This window comes from Azoarcus sp. L1K30 (genome assembly GCF_018122735.1).
Taxonomy (GTDB): domain Bacteria; phylum Pseudomonadota; class Gammaproteobacteria; order Burkholderiales; family Rhodocyclaceae; genus Parazoarcus.
In genome coordinates, this window is sequence record NZ_JAGRRD010000001.1 from 2,410,777 (window position 1) to 2,430,054 (window position 19,278).

Consider the following 19,278-nt stretch of genomic DNA (forward strand, 5'->3'; position numbering starts at 1 on the left):
GGATGCTAAGGCTCAGACTGTTCGATAAACTCCGGGTTCAACTGAATGTTAATCTGGTTTTTTCGAACAATAGGCGCGATGATCAATTTCAAGCAGCTTCATCATTTCTGGAGCGTCGCCCGCGCTGGCGGTGTCGTGCGGGCCAGCGAACGCAGCGGCCTCGCACCGCAGACGCTGTCCGGACAGATTGCGGCACTCGAAACCACCCTCGGCGTCAGTCTTTTCCGCCGTCAGGGGCGCAGGCTGGTGCTGACAGAAACCGGCGACATGGTGCTCGATTACGCGGAGGAGATCTTTCGCCTGGGCAACGAACTCGAGGACGCGCTGAGCACGCGCTCGGCCGGACGTGCGCTTCCGTTCCGCGTCGGCGTATCGGACGTCGTTCCGAAAGCGATTGCCTATGTGCTGCTGGCCCCCTCGATGGCGATCCCCGAACCGATGCGCATCGTCTGCCGCGAGAGCAAGCTCGATCAGCTGCTGGGTGAGCTTGCGGTGCACAAGCTCGACGTCGTGCTTGCCGACAGCCCGCTCCCGCCCAATATGGATGTACGCGGCTACAGCCACAAACTGGGAGAGTCGCCGGTCAGCTTCTTCGCCACACCAGCCGTCACCGCGACACTGAAGGGCGCCTTCCCCGCTTGCCTGGACGGCGCGCCGCTGCTGCTTCCGGGCGCGGACGCCTCGGTGCGGCGCCCGCTGCTGCGCTGGCTGGAAGAGAGCAAGGTGCGCCCGCGCATCGTGGGCGAATTCGACGATAGCGCCTTGATGAACGCCTTCGGCGAAGCCGGCGTCGGGATCTTTCCTACGGCAGACCTGATCGCGGACGAAGTCTGCCGCCAGCATGGGGTGCTCAAGCTCGGCACCGCCGAGAGCGTCATGGAGTCCTTCTACGCGATTTCGGTGGAGCGCCGCCTGACGCATCCTGCGGTACGCGCGATCAGCAGCGCCGCACCGATGCAGGCCGCACCGGAAAAAGCCGGGTGAAAAGTAGGGTGTTATCCGCGCCGGACTGCGGCGCGCGGTCCCGGGCATCGCCACCGCCGCAACATGCAGCCGGACGGAACGGTCAAGCTGACACAAAAGGGTTTTGACGAAAGCTGCTAGAATCCGCCGCTTTCGATGCGCGCCGACTTGCCTGGTGCCGGGAGAGGGACTCGAACCCTCACACTGTTACCAGCGGCGGATTTTGAATCCGCTGCGTCTACCGATTCCGCCATCCCGGCAGGGAAGGGCTCGCATTATCACTGAACATGACCGATTGCGGCAAGCCGTTACGGTGAATTGATGCCTTTGACCCTCAACGATTTCGATTACGACCTTCCGCCCGAGCTGATCGCGCAAGCACCGCTCGCCGAGCGCAGTGCAAGCCGTCTGCTGATCGTAGGTGACACTCTTGATGACCGGCAGTTTGCAGACTTGCCCGAGTACCTGCGCGCGGGCGATCTGCTGGTATTCAACGATACCCGCGTGCTTCATGCCCGACTGTATGGCACGAAGGCCTCCGGCGGCCACATCGAGGTGCTGATCGAGCGCCCCATCGGCCCCCACGAAGCGCTTGCCCAGATTCGCGCGTCGAAGTCTCCCAAGCCCGGCAGCACCCTGCGTCTGGCCGATGCCTTCGATGTCACCGTGCTCGGCCGCGCAGGCGAATTCTTCCACCTGCGCTTCCCCGACACCGAAGACCTCGTCGTCCTGCTCGAGCGGCACGGCAAGCTGCCGCTGCCGCCCTATATCCAGCGTGCGGCAGGTGACACGGACGAAAGCCGCTACCAGACGGTGTACGCCCGCTCGCCGGGCTCGGTCGCCGCACCGACGGCCGGTCTTCACTTCGATCAGGCGCTGCTCGAACGCCTTGCCCAGTGCGGAGTGAAGTGCGCGTGGCTCACCCTCCATGTCGGCGCTGGCACCTTCCAGCCGGTCCGTGTAGACGACCTCGGCGAGCATCGCATGCACCGCGAACGCTATGTGATTCCGCAGGAAACGGTCGACGCCATCGACGCCACCCGCGCCGCGGGCGGACGCGTGATCGCGGTCGGCACCACCAGCATGCGCGCACTCGAAGCGGCCGCGCAGGACGGCCCGCTGCTGGCCGGCACGGGAGAAACGGAGATTTTCATCCTACCCGGCTTCCGTTTCCGCGTTGTCGACGCGCTGATCACCAATTTCCACCTGCCCAAATCCACCCTGCTGATGCTTGTCTCCGCCTTTGCCGGCATGGAAACCATGCGTCAAGCCTACCGCCACGCCATTGCCCAGCGCTATCGCTTCTTCAGCTACGGCGACGCCATGCTCCTGACCCGGAACGATCATGCAGTTTGAACTCCTCACCACCAGCGGCGGCGCCCGTCGCGGCCGCCTGACGCTGGCACACGGCGTCGTTGAAACGCCCGTATTCATGCCCGTCGGCACCTACGGCACGGTCAAGGCCATGACCCCGGACATGCTCGAAGGCATCGGCGCACAGATCTGTCTTGGCAACACCTTCCATCTGTGGCTGCGCCCCGGCCTCGACGTCGTCGCCGCGCACGGCGGACTACATGGCTTCATGGGCTGGAACAAGCCCATCCTCACCGACTCGGGCGGATTTCAGGTCTTCAGCCTGGGCGCGCTGCGCAAGATCACCGAGGAAGGGGTGAAATTCGCCAGCCCGATCGACGGCGCAAAGTGCTTTCTCACCCCCGAGATCTCGATGCAGATCCAGCACACGCTGGATTCCGACGTGGTCATGATCTTCGACGAGTGCACGCCCTATCCGGCAAGCCGCGACGAAGCGGCCAAGTCGATGCGACTGTCGCAACGTTGGGCACAGCGCTCGCGCGATGAATTCGATCGACTGGAAAACACCAACGCACTTTTCGGCATCGTCCAGGGCGGCATGTACGAAGACCTCCGCGACGAGTCGCTCGCCGCGCTCGATGAAATCGGCTTCCACGGCTTTGCCATCGGCGGCCTGTCCGTGGGCGAACCCAAGGAAGACATGCAGCGCATCCTTGCCCATACTGCCCCGCGCCTGCCGACGGATAAACCGCGTTACCTGATGGGCGTGGGAACGCCAGAGGACATTGTCGAAGGTGTTGCCGCCGGTATCGACATGTTCGACTGCGTGATGCCGACCCGCAATGCCCGCAATGGCTGGCTATTTACCCGGTTTGGCGACATCAAGATAAAAAATGCAGCGCACAAGCTTGATACCCGTCCGCTCGACCCCACCTGCGACTGCTATACCTGTCGCAACTTCAGCAGGGCTTACCTGCACCACCTTCACCGTACCGGCGAGATTCTGGGCAGCATGCTCAACACCATCCACAACCTGCGCTACTACCAGATGCTCACCGCCGAGATTCGTGAATCCATCGCCACCGACGCCTTTGGTGCGTTCGTCCAGCGCTTCCGCAGTGAGCGCAGTACCGGAACCGCCTGATCGTCACGAGGGCAACATGGCTTCGCTGCTATAATTCAACGCTTTTTGCAAACTCTGGAGTAACAACGTGCTGATTTCCAACGCATACGCTCAAGCCGCAGGCGCAGCCGACCCGACCGGCGGACTGATGGGCATGCTGCCTCTGATCCTGATGTTCGTGGTCCTGTGGTTCCTGATGATCCGCCCGCAGATGAAGAAAGCGAAGGAGCACAAGGCCATGGTCGAGGCCCTGAGCAAGGGCGATGAGGTCGTCACCGGTGGTGGCATCGCCGGCCGCGTCACCGATGTCGGCGACAGCTTCGTGCAGGTCGAGATCGCGGCCAACACCGTCGTCGCGGTGCAGAAGCAGGCCGTCGCAATGGTGTTACCCAAGGGCACACTGAAGGCCCTCTGAGCCGTTTTCAACCCGGGGGCGGCCCGCGCCGGCCCCGCGAGCGACACTCCTGCGCTGCCGAGGCGCCGGGGATGCCTTTCTCGTTGAGCGAGCGACCCGCTCCCGGGCGTGTCCGATCGCAGCAACCTCATCCTCACCGCACAGCCCTCTACAATGAATCGCTATCCACTCTGGAAGAACATCCTCATCGGGCTTGTCCTGTTGTGGGGCCTGATCTATACGTTGCCCAACTTCTACGGCGAAGTGCCCGCGGTACAGGTTTCCAGCGGCAAGGCCACGCTCAGGCTCGACCCGACCGCCGTCACCAGCCAAGTGGCGGAAGCGCTGCGCAGCGCAGGCATCGAACATAACGGGATATTCTCCGACGCCACCAGCGTACGTGCCCGCTTTGCCAGCACCGACATCCAGATCAGGGCGAAGGACGCCATCGAGCGCGCCTTCAATCCGAATCCCCAGGACCCCTCCTACGTCGTCGCCCTGAACCTGCTGTCGGCCTCGCCTTCCTGGCTCACCGCGATTCACGCGCTGCCGATGTATCTCGGGCTGGACCTGCGCGGCGGTGTGCACTTCCTGCTTCAGGTCGACATGCCCGGCGCCCTTACCAAGCGTCTCGACTCGACCACGGGCGATCTGCGCACGCTGATGCGCGACAAGAACGTCCGCCATGCCGGCATCACCCGCGAAGGCAATACGATCCACATCCGCTTCCGCGATGCCGAACAACGCGAAGCCGGCCGGCGCGCCATCCAGGACAGCACCAAGGACCTCCAGCTCACTGACCGCGACGACGGCAGTGACGACTTCAAGCTGGTGGCCACGCTGACGGCGCAAGCGCAGCAGACCATGCGCGACTTCGCCATCAAGCAGAACATCACTACGTTGCACAACCGCATCAACGAACTCGGTGTCGCCGAGCCGGTGATCCAGCAACAGGGCGCCGAACGCATTGTCGTCCAGCTGCCTGGCGTGCAGGACGTGGCCAAGGCCAAGGACATCCTCGGGCGCACGGCCACGCTCGAAGTGCGCATGGTCGATGACACGCCGGGTGCGCTGGAAAACGCGTTGGCCGGCAACGTGCCATTCGGCACCGAGCTCTATTCCGAACGCGGCGGCCAGCCGTTGCTGGTGAAGAAACAAGTGGTCCTGACCGGCGACCGCCTGACCGATGCGCAGCCCGGGTTCGACAGCCAGACCAACGAGGCGGCGGTCCATCTTACGCTGGACGCCGCCGGCGCCCGTATCTTCCGTGATGTGACGCGCGAAAATGTCGGCAAGCGCATGGCGATCCTGCTGATCGAGAAGGGCAAGGGCGAGGTGGTGACCGCGCCGGTAATCCGTGGCGAGATCGGTGGCGGGCGAGTGCAGATATCCGGACGCATGACCACCACCGAAGCCAACGATGTCGCACTGCTGCTGCGCGCGGGATCGCTCGCGGCACCGATGGAGATCATCGAGGAGCGCACGGTCGGACCGAGCCTGGGCGCGGAGAACATCGCCAAGGGCTTCAACTCCACGCTGTGGGGTTTCCTCGCCATCGCGGTGTTCATGTGTGCGTATTACGCCCTGTTCGGCGTGGTTTCCACCATCGCCCTGGCGGCCAACCTGTTGTTGCTGGTGGCGCTGCTGTCGCTGCTGCAGGCCACCCTCACCCTGCCGGGCATCGCCGCCATGGCACTGACGCTGGGCATGGCCATCGACGCCAACGTGCTCATCAACGAACGCATCCGAGAGGAACTGCGCAATGGCTCGACCCCGCAGGCGGCCATCGCGGCAGGTTACGACCGCGCCTTTGACACCATTCTCGACTCCAACATCACCACCCTGATTGCAGGCATTGCGCTGCTGGTGTTCGGATCCGGTCCTGTGCGCGGATTTGCGGTCGTGCATTGCCTGGGCATCCTGACCTCGATGTTCAGTGCGGTGCTGGTATCGCGGATGATGATCAACCTGATCTACGGCCGCCGTCGCAAGGTGGAATCGCTGGCCATCGGCCAGGTGTGGAAACCGGGTAACAACTGAGCGGAAGACGAGGACACGCAATCATGGAATTTTTCCGCATCAAGAAAGACATCCCGTTCATGCGCCATGCGCTGGTGTTCAACATCATTTCGTTGATCACCTTCATCCTGGCCGTGTTCTTCCTCGCCACCCGGGGCCTGCACCTGTCGGTGGAGTTCACCGGCGGCACGCTGATCGAGGTGAGCTACGCCGATTCGGCGCGGCTCGAACCGATTCGCGACGCACTGGGCAAGGACGGCTATCCGGACGCTCAGGTGCAGAACTTCGGCAGCGCGCGCGACGTGCTCATCCGCCTGCCGAACCGGGAGGATCTCGATACCAACCGCGTATCCGAGCGGGTGATGAACACGCTGGGCACAATCGATGGCCCCAAGGCCGAGCTGCGCCGGGTGGAATTCGTCGGGCCGCAGGTCGGCAAGGAGCTCGCGACCGATGGCGCAATGGCGCTGCTGCTGGTGATCGTGGGCATCATGCTGTATCTGGCTGTGCGTTTCGAATGGCGCTTCGCGGTATCGGCCATCATCGCCAACCTGCACGACGTCATCATCATCCTCGGCTTTTTTGCCTTCTTCCAGTGGGAGTTTTCGCTGCCGGTGCTGGCGGCGGTCCTGGCTGTGCTGGGCTATTCGGTCAACGAGTCGGTGGTCGTGTTCGACCGCGTGCGGGAAACCTTCAAGAAGAAGCGCGCCATGAGCACCCCCGATGTGCTCAACCACGCCATCACCAGCACGATCTCTCGGACCGTGATCACGCACGGCAGCACCCAGATGATGGTGCTGGCGATGCTGGTATTCGGCGGCGAGACGCTGTATTACTTCGCCCTCGCCCTGACCATCGGCATCCTGTTCGGCATCTATTCCTCGGTACTGGTAGCCAGTCCGCTGGTGATGTGGCTTGGCGTCTCGCGCGAGCAGTTCATCAAGCCGAAGAAAGAAAAGGAAGAGGCCGTGGTCTGAGTACGCCATGCTCCACAATCAAGAAGGGCACCGGTCGGTGCCCTTTTTCATGTCATGGCCCTGCCTTCTGCACGACAGCCGCTCAGACGGCGAACACCTGCTTGACCCGTAATGTCTCACCGCGCTCGATCAGGCCGATCAGGCGGTCGATGTTCGGATGCTTGCCCGGGTTCATGCGCGCATCCTCGGTATGCTCGGCATACAGCTCCAGGCCCTTCGATGCCGCCTCGGGCGTGATCGCACCATGAATCTGGGCCAGATGGTTGTACACCGCCAGCGAACCGCCCTGGCCGGGCTTGTTCTCGATGGTCGCGACCACCGCGTCCGCCGCGTCGATCAGGTTGATCGCGGCCAGGTGGGATACCTTGGGCAACTGCTTGAGGTTGTCGGCAAATGCCATCCTTCATCACTCCGTTCTCGATAAAAAACGCCACCCCCTCGGGTGGCGTCGAATTCATGCCGGCAATCCGGCCAGCATCCTTGTGCCTCAGATCGCGCGAGCCAGCTCCGCGGCCTTGCCGATATAGCTCGCCGGCGTCATGGCCAGCAGGCGCTCACGCTCGGACTGCGGAATGGCCAGCGTGGAAATGAATGCGTGCAAGGCCTCGCGCGTAATGCCCTTGCCGCGCGTCATGGCCTTGAGCTGCTCGTAGGGATTTTCGATCGCGAACCGACGCATGACAGTCTGCACCGGTTCGGCCAGAACCTCCCAGCAATCGTCGAGATCGGCCGCCAGGCGGGCCGGCTCCGCCTCGAGCTTGGACAGGCCGCGCAGCGCGCTGTCGAGCGCGAGCACTGTGTGGCCGAATCCCACCCCCATGTTGCGCAGTACGGTGGAATCGGTCAGGTCGCGTTGCATGCGCGACACCGGGAGCTTTTCCGAGAAGTGGCGCAACACCGCGTTGGCGATGCCGAGGTTGCCTTCCGCGTTCTCGAAATCGATCGGGTTGACCTTGTGCGGCATGGTGGACGAACCCACTTCGCCGTCCTTGAGTTTCTGCTTGAAATAGCCCAGCGAGATGTACATCCAGATATCGCGACAGGCGTCGATCAGGATGGTATTCATGCGACCCGTGGCATCGAACAGCTCGGCCATGGCGTCATGGGGCTCGATCTGGATGGTGTAGGGGTTGAACGCCAGCCCCAGCGATTCGATGAAGCGACGATTGAATCCCTCCCAGTCGAACTCGGGCCACGCCGACAGGTGGGCGTTGTAATTGCCGACCGCACCGTTGAACTTCGCAGTGAGGGACACGGCCGCAATCTGCGCACGGACGCGGATCAGACGCGCGGCGATATTGGCCATTTCCTTGCCCAGTGTGGTCGGGCTGGCGGGCTGGCCGTGCGTGCGCGACAGCATCGGCAGATCGGCAAGCTGATGCGCAAGTTCGCGGAAGCGGGCAATGACCCGGTCCACCGCGGGCAGCAATACCTCGTCACGCCCCGCCTTCAGCATCAGGGCATGAGACGTGTTGTTGATATCTTCGGAGGTGCACGCGAAGTGAATGAACTCAGACACTTTCATCACTTCGGCGTTATGTCCGAGACGCTTCTTGAGCCAGTATTCCATGGCCTTGACATCGTGGTTGGTGGTGGCCTCGATGGCCTTCACCGCCTCACTGTCTTCCGGTGCAAATGCGCTTACCACGGCGTCGAGTTCAGCTACGGTGGCGGCGGAGAAGGGGGCGATCTCGGCCAGACCGGCATCAGCGGCCAGGGCCTTGAGCCACTCCACTTCGACTTTCACCCGGTTGCGGATCAGACCGTGCTCGGAAAAATGATCGCGCAAGCCCCCGACCTTGCCGTGGTAACGGCCATCGAGCGGGGACAGGGCAGTAAGGGCGGAGACGGACATGACGGATTTTCCGGACAAAAATGTTATTTTACCGCTCTGATTCCCGTCTTGCCCGATTTCGCGGCGAGAATGCCATCAACACCCGGCGGCGGCTGGTGCGTCAGCACCGCCTCCAATGCTCAATCCAGGAGAATTACGCGCGTGAGTACGTCAGACGCCTATCGCATCGCGGTCGAAGCGGTCGCCGAGTTCATTCCGGCTCAATCCAATCCCGACGAGGATCATTTCGTCTTCGCCTATCACATCACGATTCGCAATACCGGTACCGTACCGGCACGACTGGTGAGCCGCCACTGGGTGATCACCGACGGCACCGGCAAGGTGCAGGAAGTACACGGCCAGGGCGTCATCGGCGAGCAGCCGGAACTGGCGCCGGGCGAAGTGTTCCGCTATTCGAGCGGCTCGGTGCTCGAGACCGCAGTAGGCACCATGCACGGCAGCTATCAGATGGAAGCGGCCGACGGACATCGCTTCGAAGCAGAAATTCCTCCCTTCATGCTGGCCATGCCGCGGGTATTGCATTAAGCAAGCGGCAGCAGCGCGGCGATGCATGCCGCCGGTCCAAGCATGGCGCGCAATGCGAACGGGCCGGACTTGCGGCCCTGAGACCGGAAGCACGACCCGTTTTCGCCTCGGGCCCGATGGCCCGCTCGCCCGCGTCAGATCAGACGAAAGTGTCTGCCATCAGCGACCTGAACCACTTGTTCATCTGCTCGTAGTTGTTCTTGGACGGCGCAGCCGCCTCGCCCGACGCATTGGGCACCACCTTCATCGTCTGAGTGGCCGGATCGTATCCGAACACGGCCGTTAGCCACGACGCGGTGTTCGAGGTAATCGGCGAGTAGCAGGCCGAATTCGTCACCGGCGACGGATCCGGCGACATCCCGGCAAACAGACGCGTGATTGCATCGGCACAGACCTTGGCCTCGGCATTTGCGATATGGCCGGCCTTCGGCTGTGTCGTGGCGCTCGCGTCGCCGATGATGTGTACCGACTCCGCACCCGCGACCGTTGATTGATACGACAGCACGTCGACACCGGCCCAACGGTCATTGACATTCACCAGCCCCGTGTCCGCTGCGATACTGCCTGCCCGCTGGGACGGGATCGGATTGATGACGCGTCCGTTCCAGGCCCCCATGGTGGTATAGACCATGCGATTCGCGCGGTCGATGTGGTCGATTTCCGCGTTTGGAATGTAATCGATGACGCCGCGATGGATGACGTCGAATGCATTCTGGAAGGTGTGTGCTTCGGCCATGATCCCCGGATTGGCATCGAGCACCACCACGCGTGCGCCAGGACGGTTCTTCTTCAGCCAGTCGGCAACGAGGCAGGCTCTTTCGTACGGCCCCGGTGGGCAGCGATACGGCGCCTTGGGAATGGTCATGACGAAGGTCTCGCCGGACTGCATGGCGCGGATCTGCTGACCGAGCAGGGTGGTCTGCGCACCGCCCTTCCACGCGTGGGGGAAGAGTGTATCGTAGTCCCCGGCATCAAGCCCCGGCAGCATATCGAAGTCGATCCCCGGCGCCACCACCAGCCGATCGAAATCGAGCACCTTGCCACCTGCCAGCCACACCTTCCTGCCTGTCGGGTCGATGTCGACAACCGAATCGTTCTCGACGGCAATGCCATAGTTGGCCTTCAACGCGTCGTAGCCGAAATAGAGCTCCTCGATGGTGCGCTGCTGGTTGAGCACGAGGTTGCTCATGATGGACGAAATATAGAACGATGAGCGTTCGACCAGAGTGACCTGGACGCCCTGCCCGCCCCACAACCGCAGGAACTTGGCGACCGTCGCACCGCCCATGCCGCCTCCGATTACGACCACGCGACCATTTGCGCCGGTGTTGCCCGGCACACCCGACGACGGCGTCGAGGACGAACGACTGCGCTTCTTGTCGTCTGCCAGGGAGAGCGCCGGAACACCGGCCACGGCAGCGACACCACACATCTCGATAAACTGTCTACGCTTCATGCTGATATCTCCTTATTCGAGGTATGCGGCTCAGCGGCCGACATTGGCAAAATAGTCGGCCAGCAGACGCAACTGCTCATCGCTGTAGCCGAAGGCATGCACGCGCATGATCCCTTTGTCGTCCTCGTACTTGCTGCGCATTTCAGTGAGCTCACCGATGATTTCCCGTGAGGACTCTCCTGCCAGGGAATCAAACCCGCCGTTGCGCCCATCCGTGCCGTGACACTGAAAGCAGTTCGACGCAAGGAGGCGCCCCGGATGCCCCACAATCGCCGATCCTGCACTGGTCCCTGCACTGGAAGAAGTGCTCGCAGCGGCAAGTGACGACTTGTCTTGCTTACTGCTCGTCCTGACTTTCTTCTCCAGGCGGGAACTCACGGTATAGCCCGACTCGCTCGCGCCCTCGCTATCGTCGTCCCGACCTTCGGCAAATGCTGCTGTGGTAGCACACAGCACGCCCACGGCCAGCAACCCCGCCTTCCACGTCAATCCATTCATGTCCATCTCCTCTATGTGCGAGAAAAAAACCCACGCCTACTGCATATGAACTCTAGCAGCAAAATTACGCAGCGTGTGACAAAAACCCACAATTAACACATGGTTACTTTATCCGGCAGACGTTAACGACAGCTGAACGCCACCGCCTTCCGACTCAAATCCGCCCGGCAGCCGCAGGCTCAGACGGGTGCGCAATCGACGCGCGCGCCGCCGACGGCCGTTTCCGCCCTTGCCACAGCTCGCTACGGCGGGGATTGCAGACGAACGCAGGATGGCAAATACTCCGTCACTTCTTCATCGACCGTTGTCGCACCAGGAAACCTGTACATGTACCGACGGGCAAGCTGATCCATGTGGGCCGAAGCTGTCAGCGCCGTACGTGATCTCGGCCGCCTGCATGACATCGCCCGCGTCCTCGTGCGCTATGGCTTTGGCGACCTCGTGCGCCGGATCGGATTGGCCGGTGCGCTGGAGCGTGCAGGACGGGCGCTGAAATGGAACGATGCCGACACGTTTGCACAGATCGCCCCACCAATGCGGGTGCGGCGCGCCCTCGAAGAACTGGGGCCCAGCTTCATCAAGCTTGGACAAATTGCGTCAACACGTGTCGATCTGTTCCCGCCCGAATGGACAGATGAGCTCGGCAAGCTGCAGGACGCGGCGCCCGCGCTGCCCTACACAAGCATCCACGAACAATTGACTCACGCGCTGGGCGCGGCGCCGGAATCGATCTTTGCGCGACTGGACACCACTGCACTGGCCGCGGCATCGCTCGCCCAGGTCCATCGTGCCTGGCTTGCCGACGGCACCGCGGTCGTCCTCAAGGTCAGACGCCCTGGCATCGGTCCGACGATCGAGGCCGATTTGCGCCTGCTCGCGCGTCTGGCCATGATCATCGAGGCCGATGCGCCCGAGCTGAGGCGCTATCGTCCGCGCGAAGTCGTACGCCAGTTCTCCCGCTCATTGCGCCGCGAACTGGATTTCTCCGCGGAGGCCCGCAGTGCCGAACGCATCGCGGCGAATTTCGCCCACCGTCCCGACATCGTCATCCCCCGTATTCACTGGCAATGGACGAGCGAGCAGCTCAACGTGCAGGACTGCATCGAGGGCATCCCGGGGCACCAACTGATGGCGGCCGAGGCCGCCGGGCTCGACCGCAAGCTGCTCGCACGCCGGGGGGCGAATGCCGTGCTGCAGATGATTCTGGAGAACGGCTTCTTCCATGCCGACCCGCACCCCGGCAATCTCTTCTACTTGCCGGGCAATCGCATTGCTTTCATCGATTTCGGCATGGTCGGGCGCCTGAGCGAGGCCAGGCGCCATCAACTGGCAATGCTCTTGGACGGTCTGGCCAGTCGTGATTCGGCGCGCGTCGCCGACATCCTGCTGGACTGGAGCGGCAACGGCAACGGCGACCGCGACATGGATGCCCTGGAGGAAGAGATCGATGCCTTTGTCGACCAGTACCACGGGGTTCCCCTCAAAGCGCTCGCGCTTACCGCCATGCTCTCGGATCTGGTCACGATTCTGCGCGAACACGAACTGGCGCTTCCACCGGATCTCGCACTACTGATCAAGACCTTCATTACGCTGGAAGGACTGGGCCGCCGCCTCGATCCGGACTTCGACATGGTGGCCGAAGCGAAGCCGTTTCTGCAGCATCAGTTGCTTGCCCACACCGCCCCGACCGCCATGCTAAAACGGGGTTGGCGCACAGTTGGAAGTTCTCTCGAATTCGTCTCGGGACTGCCGCGCGACCTGCGCCAATTGTTGCGCGCGGCACGCCAGGGCACGCTGCAGGTGAAGGTCGATGTCGTGCCGCTACAGCGATTCGGCGAACGCCTCGACCGCGCCATCAGCCGACTCGCGCTGAGCATCGTGACCGCGGCCCTGATCATCGGATCGGCGATCATCCTCACCGTTGATCGGGAAGCCGCCTTGCCGGGAGGCATCTCGTTCGGCTGGCTGGGCTTCGGCGCCGCCGTCGTCGGCGGCCTGTGGGTATTGCTGTCGATCTGGCGGGCGACCCGTCGGGACTGACGACCGGTCTCGCCAGCGTGCGTTCAGAACTCGACCTGGGCGCCCAGCTCCACCACCCGGTTGTCCGGAATGCAGAAATAGTCGGCGATGCTCCCCGCGTTGCGAAACAGTACGATGAACAGCTTTTCGCGCCATGGCGCCATGCCCGAACTGTGTCGCGACACCAGCGTCTCGCGCCCGACGAAAAACGAGGTATCCATCATCTCGAACGCGAGCCCCCTGGCCGCACACTGTGCCAACGCAGCCGGAATATCCGGGTCTTCCTTGAAGCCGTAGCGCACGAGCACGCGCCAGAAGCCATAGTCGAGCGCCTCGATCTCCAGCCGCTGCGCGTCCGCCACGCGCGGGATGTCTGCCGTCTCCACCTTCAGCAGGACGACGCGCTCGTGTAACACCTTGTTGTGGTAAAGATTGTGCAACAAGGCACGTGGAACACCTTCGAGCCAGGGCGTCAGAAACACCGCCGTGCCGGTCACACGCGGGGGCGGATCGTTGAACAAGGATGGAATGAATATGTCGAGCCCCATCGTCTCCACACGCACACGTTCATTCAGCACACCACGTCCGCGTTTCCACGTCGTCAGCACGGTGAATATCAGCGCCCCGATCAGCAGCGGAAACCAGCCCCCGGCGAGGACCTTGACCATCGTCGCCGAAAAGAATGCGATGTCGACGGTAATGAAGACGCCGATGAACACCAGCGACTTCACTGCACGCCAATGCCACAGCGAATGCACCACCACGAGAACGAGAACGGTGTCGATCAGCATCGTCAGCGTCACCGCGATGCCATAAGCCGACGCCAGCGCGCTGGACGAGCGGAATCCGATCACCAACGCGATCACGGCACCCAGCAACATCCAGTTCACGCCCGGCACATACACCTGCCCGATCTCCCGTTCGGAGGTATGCACCATCATCATGCGCGGCGCGTAACCAAGCTGGATCGCCTGACGCGTGAGCGAGAATGCGCCGGATATCACCGCCTGGCTGGCGATGATGGTGGCCAGGGCGGACAAGGCCACCATCGGATACAGGAACCAGTCGGGCACCAGAAGGAAGAAGGGGCTGCTGACCTTGGCCGGATGATCGAGAATCAGCGCCCCCTGTCCAAGATAGTTCAGGTACAGCGCCGGAAATACAACCAGGAACCAGCTCAGCTTGATTGGCCGTCGGCCGAAATGCCCCATGTCGGCATAGAGCGCCTCACCGCCAGTAATTGCCAGCACGACCGCACCAAGCGCAAGCCATGCCACCAGGGGCTGGGTGGCGAAGAAGTGCAGCGCCCAGTATGGATTGAGCGCGCCAAGGATTTCGGGATGCAGCCGTATGCCGCCGACGCCCAACAAGGCCAGCACGGCAAACCAGCTCAGCATGACAGGACCGAAGATGGCGCCGACACTGCCGGTGCCCCTGCGCTGCATCACGAACAGGCCCACCAGCAGGACCAGGGCAATGGGCAGCACGAAAGGCCTGAAGGCGGGAGTTGCCACTTCGAGCCCTTCCACCGCGGACAGCACCGAGATTGCCGGCGTAATCATTCCGTCGCCGTAGAATAGGGCCGCACCGAACACTCCCAGCGTGGACAGCCACCACGCCTGGCGCCCGGGTTTGACCGCACGCAGGGCAAGCGAGGTTAGCGCCATGATTCCGCCCTCGCCATTGTTGTCGGCGCGCATGATGAACAGCACGTATTTTGCCGACACCACCAACATCAACGCCCAGAATACGAGCGACAGGATGCCGTAGACGTTCTCTGGCGTCACCGGCACCGCGTGCTCGCCATTGAACACTTCCTTCAGCGTATAGAGCGGACTGGTGCCGATATCGCCGTAGACGACGCCAATGGCCGAGACGACAAGCCCCGTCATTCCGGCCTTGTGCGCCTGTGTTGTTGCGCCCGCTGGCGCCTTGGGATCAGGCTCGGCCATCGTCACGCGCGCTGTCCATGGTCCCGCATACTGCACAGCGGCTCACCCGTTAAGCCGGTGCGCGGCATGATCGGCTTCAAATTGCCCCCCACTATCGTCATTTTGTCGTCCGATCACGATTGGTTTTGCCGACGGCTGGCGCCCCTTCAGGCGCGGCCCTGCTTGTATGCGCTGCAGCATTCTGCCTGAAGACAGCTCTGTTTGCGGTGTGGCCACTCGCCAGCCGTTGCCGCCGCGCAACGACACCGATCTCGCCGTACTTGGCGAAGTCCGCGTGCAGAACGTGAACAGACCGAGAGCGGAAGCCTGCTTCACACGCGATGTCGGGGGGCGCACAGAACGCGGCGTTGGGCCCACGCTACCTCAGCTCTCGAAATCCGAGGGCGCGAGCCGCTCGAGAGCATTTCCGCCTTCGCCCGGCTGACCGCAGTGATCTGTTTCGCCTTCATGTTTTACTACAATCCACTTGTCGCCCCAGCCTTCACCGGTCCGATGGCGGCAGGACATACCCGCTTCATTCTTGTAGGCGCGCCTTCGCAGGACGCACCCGTAATCATGGCAGCAACTCCTGAGGCAGTTCGATGAGCGGATATCGTCACACGGTCGGCCAACGCAGCTACGATTTCGAGAACCTGCGCACGCTGATGGCGCGCGCCACACCCGAGCGTGCCGGCGACCTGCTGGCCGGCGTGGCGGCAGCCAGCGCCACCGAGCGTGTCGCCGCGCAGATGGCGCTGGCAGAGGTGCCCCTGCGCGCCTTCCTCAGCGAGGTGCTGGTGCCCTACGAAAGCGACGAAGTCACACGGCTGATCGTCGACACCCACGATACCGAGGCCTTTGCGCCGGTCGCCCACCTGACGGTGGGTGACTTCCGAAACTGGCTCCTGTCCGACGAGGTCGATGGCGCGACGCTGGCCCGGCTTGCGCCCGGCCTGACGCCTGAGATGGTTGCGGCTGTGAGCAAGCTGATGCGCAATCAGGACCTGATCCTGGTCGCGCGGAAATGCAGGGTCATTACGCGCTTTCGCGGCACGCTCGGCGAGGCCGGCCGGCTGTCCACCCGGCTGCAACCCAACCATCCCACCGATGACGCGGCAGGGATCGCGGCCAGCATTCTCGATGGCCTGCTCTACGGCAGCGGCGATGCGGTCATCGGCATCAACCCGGCAAGCGACAACCTGCCACAGGTAATGCGCCTGCTAGACATGCTGGACGGCATCATCGAGCGTTATGCCATTCCCACCCAATCCTGCATCCTGACCCACGTCACCAACACGATCGCCGCCATCGAACGCGGGGCGGCGGTCGACCTCGTGTTCCAGTCCATCGCCGGCACCGAAGCCGCCAATCACGGTTTCGGAATCGATCTCGCAGTGCTGGGCGAAGCGCGCGATGCGGCGCTGTCGCTGCGCCGCGCCGCCGACTTCGACGGTCACCCCGGCGATAACGTCATGTACTTCGAAACCGGCCAGGGCAGCGCACTCTCATCCAATGCGCATCATGGCTGCGACCAGCAGACCATTGAAGCGCGCGCCTATGCCGTCGCACGTCATTTCAAGCCCCTGCTGGTGAACACCGTCGTCGGCTTCATCGGCCCCGAGTATCTGTTCGACGGCAAACAGATCATCCGCGCGGGCCTCGAGGATCACTTCTGCGGCAAGCTGCTGGGCCTGCCGATGGGCTGCGACGTGTGTTACACCAACCATGCCGAAGCCGATCAGAACGACATGGACGTACTGCTGACACTGCTCGGCGTGGCGGGCTGCACCTTCGTGATGGGCATTCCGGGCTCGGACGACATCATGCTCAATTATCAGACCACCTCCTTCCACGACGCCCTCTACGCGCGCAAGGTGCTGGGACTGCGTCCGGCACCGGAATTCGAGGCCTGGCTGCAGCGCATGCAGATCATCGCCCCCGGTGAAGGCTTCCGTCTCGAGTCGGGCTTTCCCGGCGCGTTCCGGCGCGCACTCGGTCATGCCTCGGAGGGGCCATGAACACGCACGACAGCAACGCATCGGATACGATCATCGCCAACCCGTGGCAGGCACTCAGGCGATTCACCGCCGCACGCATCGCCCTTGGGCGCGCCGGCACCAGCCTACCCACCGCCGCCCAGCTGGATTTCCAGTTGGCCCATGCACTTGCACGCGACGCGGTACATACGGCGCTCGATGCGGAAGCGCTTGAAGCCTGCCTCCAAGGCGCAGGGCTGGAAACGATAAAGGTACGCAGCGCGGCGCCCGACCGCAATGTGTATCTGCAGCGTCCGGATCTCGGCCGCAGATTGAGCGAGGATTCGTGTCACGCGCTGGATGCCCGCGTCGCGCGGGATGCGCCCCGGCCCCGACGCGATCTGGCCTTCGTCCTTGCCGATGGCCTGTCGGCACGCGCTGTCCAGGCCCATGCCGCGGCACTCGTCTCGGCCACGATGGACCTGTTGCGCGGCCAGGACTGGCACATCGGGCCGGCCGCCGTCGCGCATCAGGGGCGCGTCGCGATCGGCGACGAAATCGGCGCCCGGCTGGGCGCCGCCATCGTTGCGGTCCTGATCGGCGAACGTCCCGGCCTGTCCTCGCCAGACAGCCTCGGCGTTTATCTCACGCATTCCCCGCGCACAGGTTGTGTTGATTCGATGCGCAACTGCATCTCCAACATCCGCCCCGAAGGCCTGAGCATTCCGCTGGCCGCGCAAAAGCTGCACTATCTGCTGACGGAATCACGCCGCAGACAGGTTTCCGGGGTCGCCCTCAAGGATGAATCGGCGGTCGAACGATCAATCGGTAGCCGTACGAGCAACTTTCTCACCGCCGAGTGACCCGGCGTCGCAGTCTTCTGTGGCGCACGCCGGACGCGAGTGGACAAGCAGGACACCTCAAGAAAAACCGGGCCGCGCGACAAGCACGCGGCCCGGTTCGTTCGTGATTAGACCGGGCAGGTCAGCTACGGTAATCCGCGTTGATCTTCACGTAGTCGTAGGAGAAATCGCAGGTCCACACGGTCGCTGCCGCATCGCCGCGAGCAAGGTCGATACGAACGGTCAGTTCGGCTTCCTTCATGATCCGCGAGCCGGCCTCTTCGACATAGCTCGCAGCGCGACCGCCATGCTCGGCGACCAGCACCGATTCGGTCGGGCTGCCAAGCCACACCCGCAGCTTCGAGACATCGAGATCATCGATGCCGGCATAGCCGATAGCGGCAAGAATTCGGCCCAGGTTGGGGTCGGACGCAAAGAATGCGGTCTTGACCAGCGGGGAATGCCCCACCGCATACGCCACCTTGCGGCACTCCTCGCGACTGCCGCCGCCTTCGACCACGATGCTCATGAACTTCGTTGCGCCCTCGCCGTCGCGTACGATCGCCTGCGCCAGACGGATCGACACGTCTATCACCGCGTCGCGCAGCGCCCGGTAGTCGGCACTGGCATCATCGGTGATTTCGGCATTGCCGGCCTTGCCGGTGGCGATCACGATGAAGGAATCGTTGGTCGAGGTATCGCCATCCACGGTAATGCTGTTGAAAGACAGATCGGCCGCTTCGCGCGTCAGCGCCTCCAGCAGCGGCTGACTGACTGCCGCATCGCAGGCCAGGAAGCCCAGCATGGTTGCCATATTGGGCTTGATCATGCCCGCCCCCTTGCTGATGCCGGTCAGGGTCACCGTGCGCCCGCCCACCTGCACCTGCCTGGACACTGCCTTTGCCAGCGTATCGGTGGTCATGATCGCGTGTGCGGCATCGAACCAGGCGTCGGCCCGCAGGTCGGCCACCGCCCTGGGCAAGCCCGCCACCAGACGATCCACCGGCAGCGGCTCGAGAATCACGCCGGTCGAGAACGGCAACACCTGCTCGGCGGCAATGCCGAGTTGTGCGGCCACGGCAGCGCAACATGCACGTGCATTGGCCAGGCCGGATTCACCGGTACCAGCATTGGCGACCCCGGTATTGATCACCAGGGCACGGATCGCCGACTGCGCCAGATGCGACTTGCACACCTGCACCGGGGCGGCGCAAAAGCGGTTCAGCGTAAACACACCTGCCACGCGGCTGTCGGCGGCGAGTTCTACGACGGTGAGATCGCGCCGGTTGACCTTGCGGATGCCGGCCTCGGCCACACCAAGGCGGACTCCCGCGACGGGGTGAAGATCGGCCGGATTCGGGGTGCTCAGGTTTACAGCCATGAATT

Annotated in this window: 16 protein-coding genes and 1 tRNA gene; 10 read left to right on the forward strand and 7 right to left on the reverse strand. The window is 63.1% G+C overall.

The annotated features are described in order from the left end of the window. Window positions 1-78 precede the first annotated feature (78 nt). The gene (gene nhaR, locus J5J83_RS11015; RefSeq protein ID WP_212349055.1) at window positions 79-984 is read left to right on the forward strand and encodes a transcriptional activator NhaR; all 906 of its coding nucleotides are present in this window, start codon (window positions 79-81) and stop codon (window positions 982-984) included. Window positions 985-1,136: 152 nt separating this feature from the next. Here nhaR and J5J83_RS11020 read toward each other — a convergent pair. Then, a tRNA-Leu gene (locus J5J83_RS11020) sits at window positions 1,137-1,223 on the reverse strand. Window positions 1,224-1,284: 61 nt separating this feature from the next. Between J5J83_RS11020 and queA the strand changes: the two genes are divergently transcribed. The 5 genes from queA to secF all read left to right on the forward strand — a co-directional run bounded on the left by queA (window position 1,285) and on the right by secF (window position 6,790). Further along, window positions 1,285-2,319, forward strand: a complete 1,035-nt coding sequence (gene queA / locus J5J83_RS11025) for a tRNA preQ1(34) S-adenosylmethionine ribosyltransferase-isomerase QueA (protein ID WP_212349057.1) — start codon at window positions 1,285-1,287, stop codon at window positions 2,317-2,319. Further along, window positions 2,309-3,421, forward strand: coding sequence for a tRNA guanosine(34) transglycosylase Tgt (tgt, locus tag J5J83_RS11030; RefSeq protein ID WP_212349059.1), 1,113 nt, complete (start codon window positions 2,309-2,311; stop codon window positions 3,419-3,421). Before queA ends, tgt begins: the two co-directional genes overlap by 11 nt. Window positions 3,422-3,488: 67 nt before the next feature. Continuing rightward, window positions 3,489-3,815 (forward strand): preprotein translocase subunit YajC, encoded by a 327-nt coding sequence (yajC, locus tag J5J83_RS11035; protein WP_212349061.1) that lies wholly within the window; start codon window positions 3,489-3,491, stop codon window positions 3,813-3,815. Between the two features lie 153 nt (window positions 3,816-3,968). After that, window positions 3,969-5,834 (forward strand): protein translocase subunit SecD, encoded by a 1,866-nt coding sequence (gene secD, locus J5J83_RS11040; protein WP_212349063.1) that lies wholly within the window; start codon window positions 3,969-3,971, stop codon window positions 5,832-5,834. Window positions 5,835-5,857: 23 nt separating this feature from the next. Further along, window positions 5,858-6,790 (forward strand): protein translocase subunit SecF, encoded by a 933-nt coding sequence (secF, locus tag J5J83_RS11045; RefSeq protein ID WP_212349065.1) that lies wholly within the window; start codon window positions 5,858-5,860, stop codon window positions 6,788-6,790. Window positions 6,791-6,872: 82 nt separating this feature from the next. Here the strand turns inward: secF and J5J83_RS11050 are convergent, their stop codons facing one another. Continuing rightward, entirely contained in the window at window positions 6,873-7,190 is a 318-nt protein-coding gene (locus J5J83_RS11050; RefSeq protein WP_212349067.1) for a DUF2322 family protein, read from the reverse strand. Between the two features lie 87 nt (window positions 7,191-7,277). Further along, window positions 7,278-8,645: an adenylosuccinate lyase gene (purB, locus tag J5J83_RS11055; RefSeq protein ID WP_212349068.1), complete on the reverse strand. Its 1,368-nt coding sequence runs from the start codon at window positions 8,643-8,645 to the stop codon at window positions 7,278-7,280. A gap of 141 nt (window positions 8,646-8,786) precedes the next feature. On the opposite strand from purB, the gene apaG reads away from it, so the two are divergent. Continuing rightward, the gene (gene apaG, locus J5J83_RS11060) at window positions 8,787-9,170 is read left to right on the forward strand and encodes a Co2+/Mg2+ efflux protein ApaG (RefSeq protein WP_212349070.1); all 384 of its coding nucleotides are present in this window, start codon (window positions 8,787-8,789) and stop codon (window positions 9,168-9,170) included. A gap of 139 nt (window positions 9,171-9,309) precedes the next feature. Here the strand turns inward: apaG and J5J83_RS11065 are convergent, their stop codons facing one another. Beyond that, on the reverse strand, window positions 9,310-10,626 hold the full coding sequence (locus J5J83_RS11065) for an FAD/NAD(P)-binding oxidoreductase (protein ID WP_212349072.1): 1,317 nt from the start codon (window positions 10,624-10,626) through the stop codon (window positions 9,310-9,312). Between the two features lie 30 nt (window positions 10,627-10,656). Continuing rightward, window positions 10,657-11,124, reverse strand: coding sequence for a hypothetical protein (locus tag J5J83_RS11070; protein WP_212349074.1), 468 nt, complete (start codon window positions 11,122-11,124; stop codon window positions 10,657-10,659). 351 nt (window positions 11,125-11,475) lie between these two features. On the opposite strand from J5J83_RS11070, the gene J5J83_RS11075 reads away from it, so the two are divergent. Continuing rightward, complete coding sequence (locus J5J83_RS11075) at window positions 11,476-13,164, forward strand: AarF/UbiB family protein (RefSeq protein WP_212349076.1); 1,689 nt, start codon at window positions 11,476-11,478, stop codon at window positions 13,162-13,164. A gap of 23 nt (window positions 13,165-13,187) precedes the next feature. Here the strand turns inward: J5J83_RS11075 and J5J83_RS11080 are convergent, their stop codons facing one another. After that, window positions 13,188-15,095, reverse strand: a complete 1,908-nt coding sequence (locus tag J5J83_RS11080; RefSeq protein ID WP_212353012.1) for a potassium transporter Kup — start codon at window positions 15,093-15,095, stop codon at window positions 13,188-13,190. Window positions 15,096-15,676: 581 nt separating this feature from the next. Between J5J83_RS11080 and J5J83_RS11085 the strand changes: the two genes are divergently transcribed. Further along, a complete protein-coding gene (locus J5J83_RS11085) occupies window positions 15,677-17,092 on the forward strand; it encodes an ethanolamine ammonia-lyase subunit EutB (protein ID WP_212349078.1) in 1,416 nt (471 codons plus the stop codon). After that, a complete protein-coding gene (gene eutC / locus J5J83_RS11090) occupies window positions 17,089-17,913 on the forward strand; it encodes an ethanolamine ammonia-lyase subunit EutC (RefSeq protein WP_212349080.1) in 825 nt (274 codons plus the stop codon). The genes J5J83_RS11085 and eutC overlap by 4 nt, the downstream gene beginning before the upstream one ends. 121 nt (window positions 17,914-18,034) lie before the next feature. Here the strand turns inward: eutC and argJ are convergent, their stop codons facing one another. Then, the gene (gene argJ, locus J5J83_RS11095; protein ID WP_212349082.1) at window positions 18,035-19,273 is read right to left on the reverse strand and encodes a bifunctional glutamate N-acetyltransferase/amino-acid acetyltransferase ArgJ; all 1,239 of its coding nucleotides are present in this window, start codon (window positions 19,271-19,273) and stop codon (window positions 18,035-18,037) included. Between the last annotated feature and the right edge of the window lie 5 nt (window positions 19,274-19,278).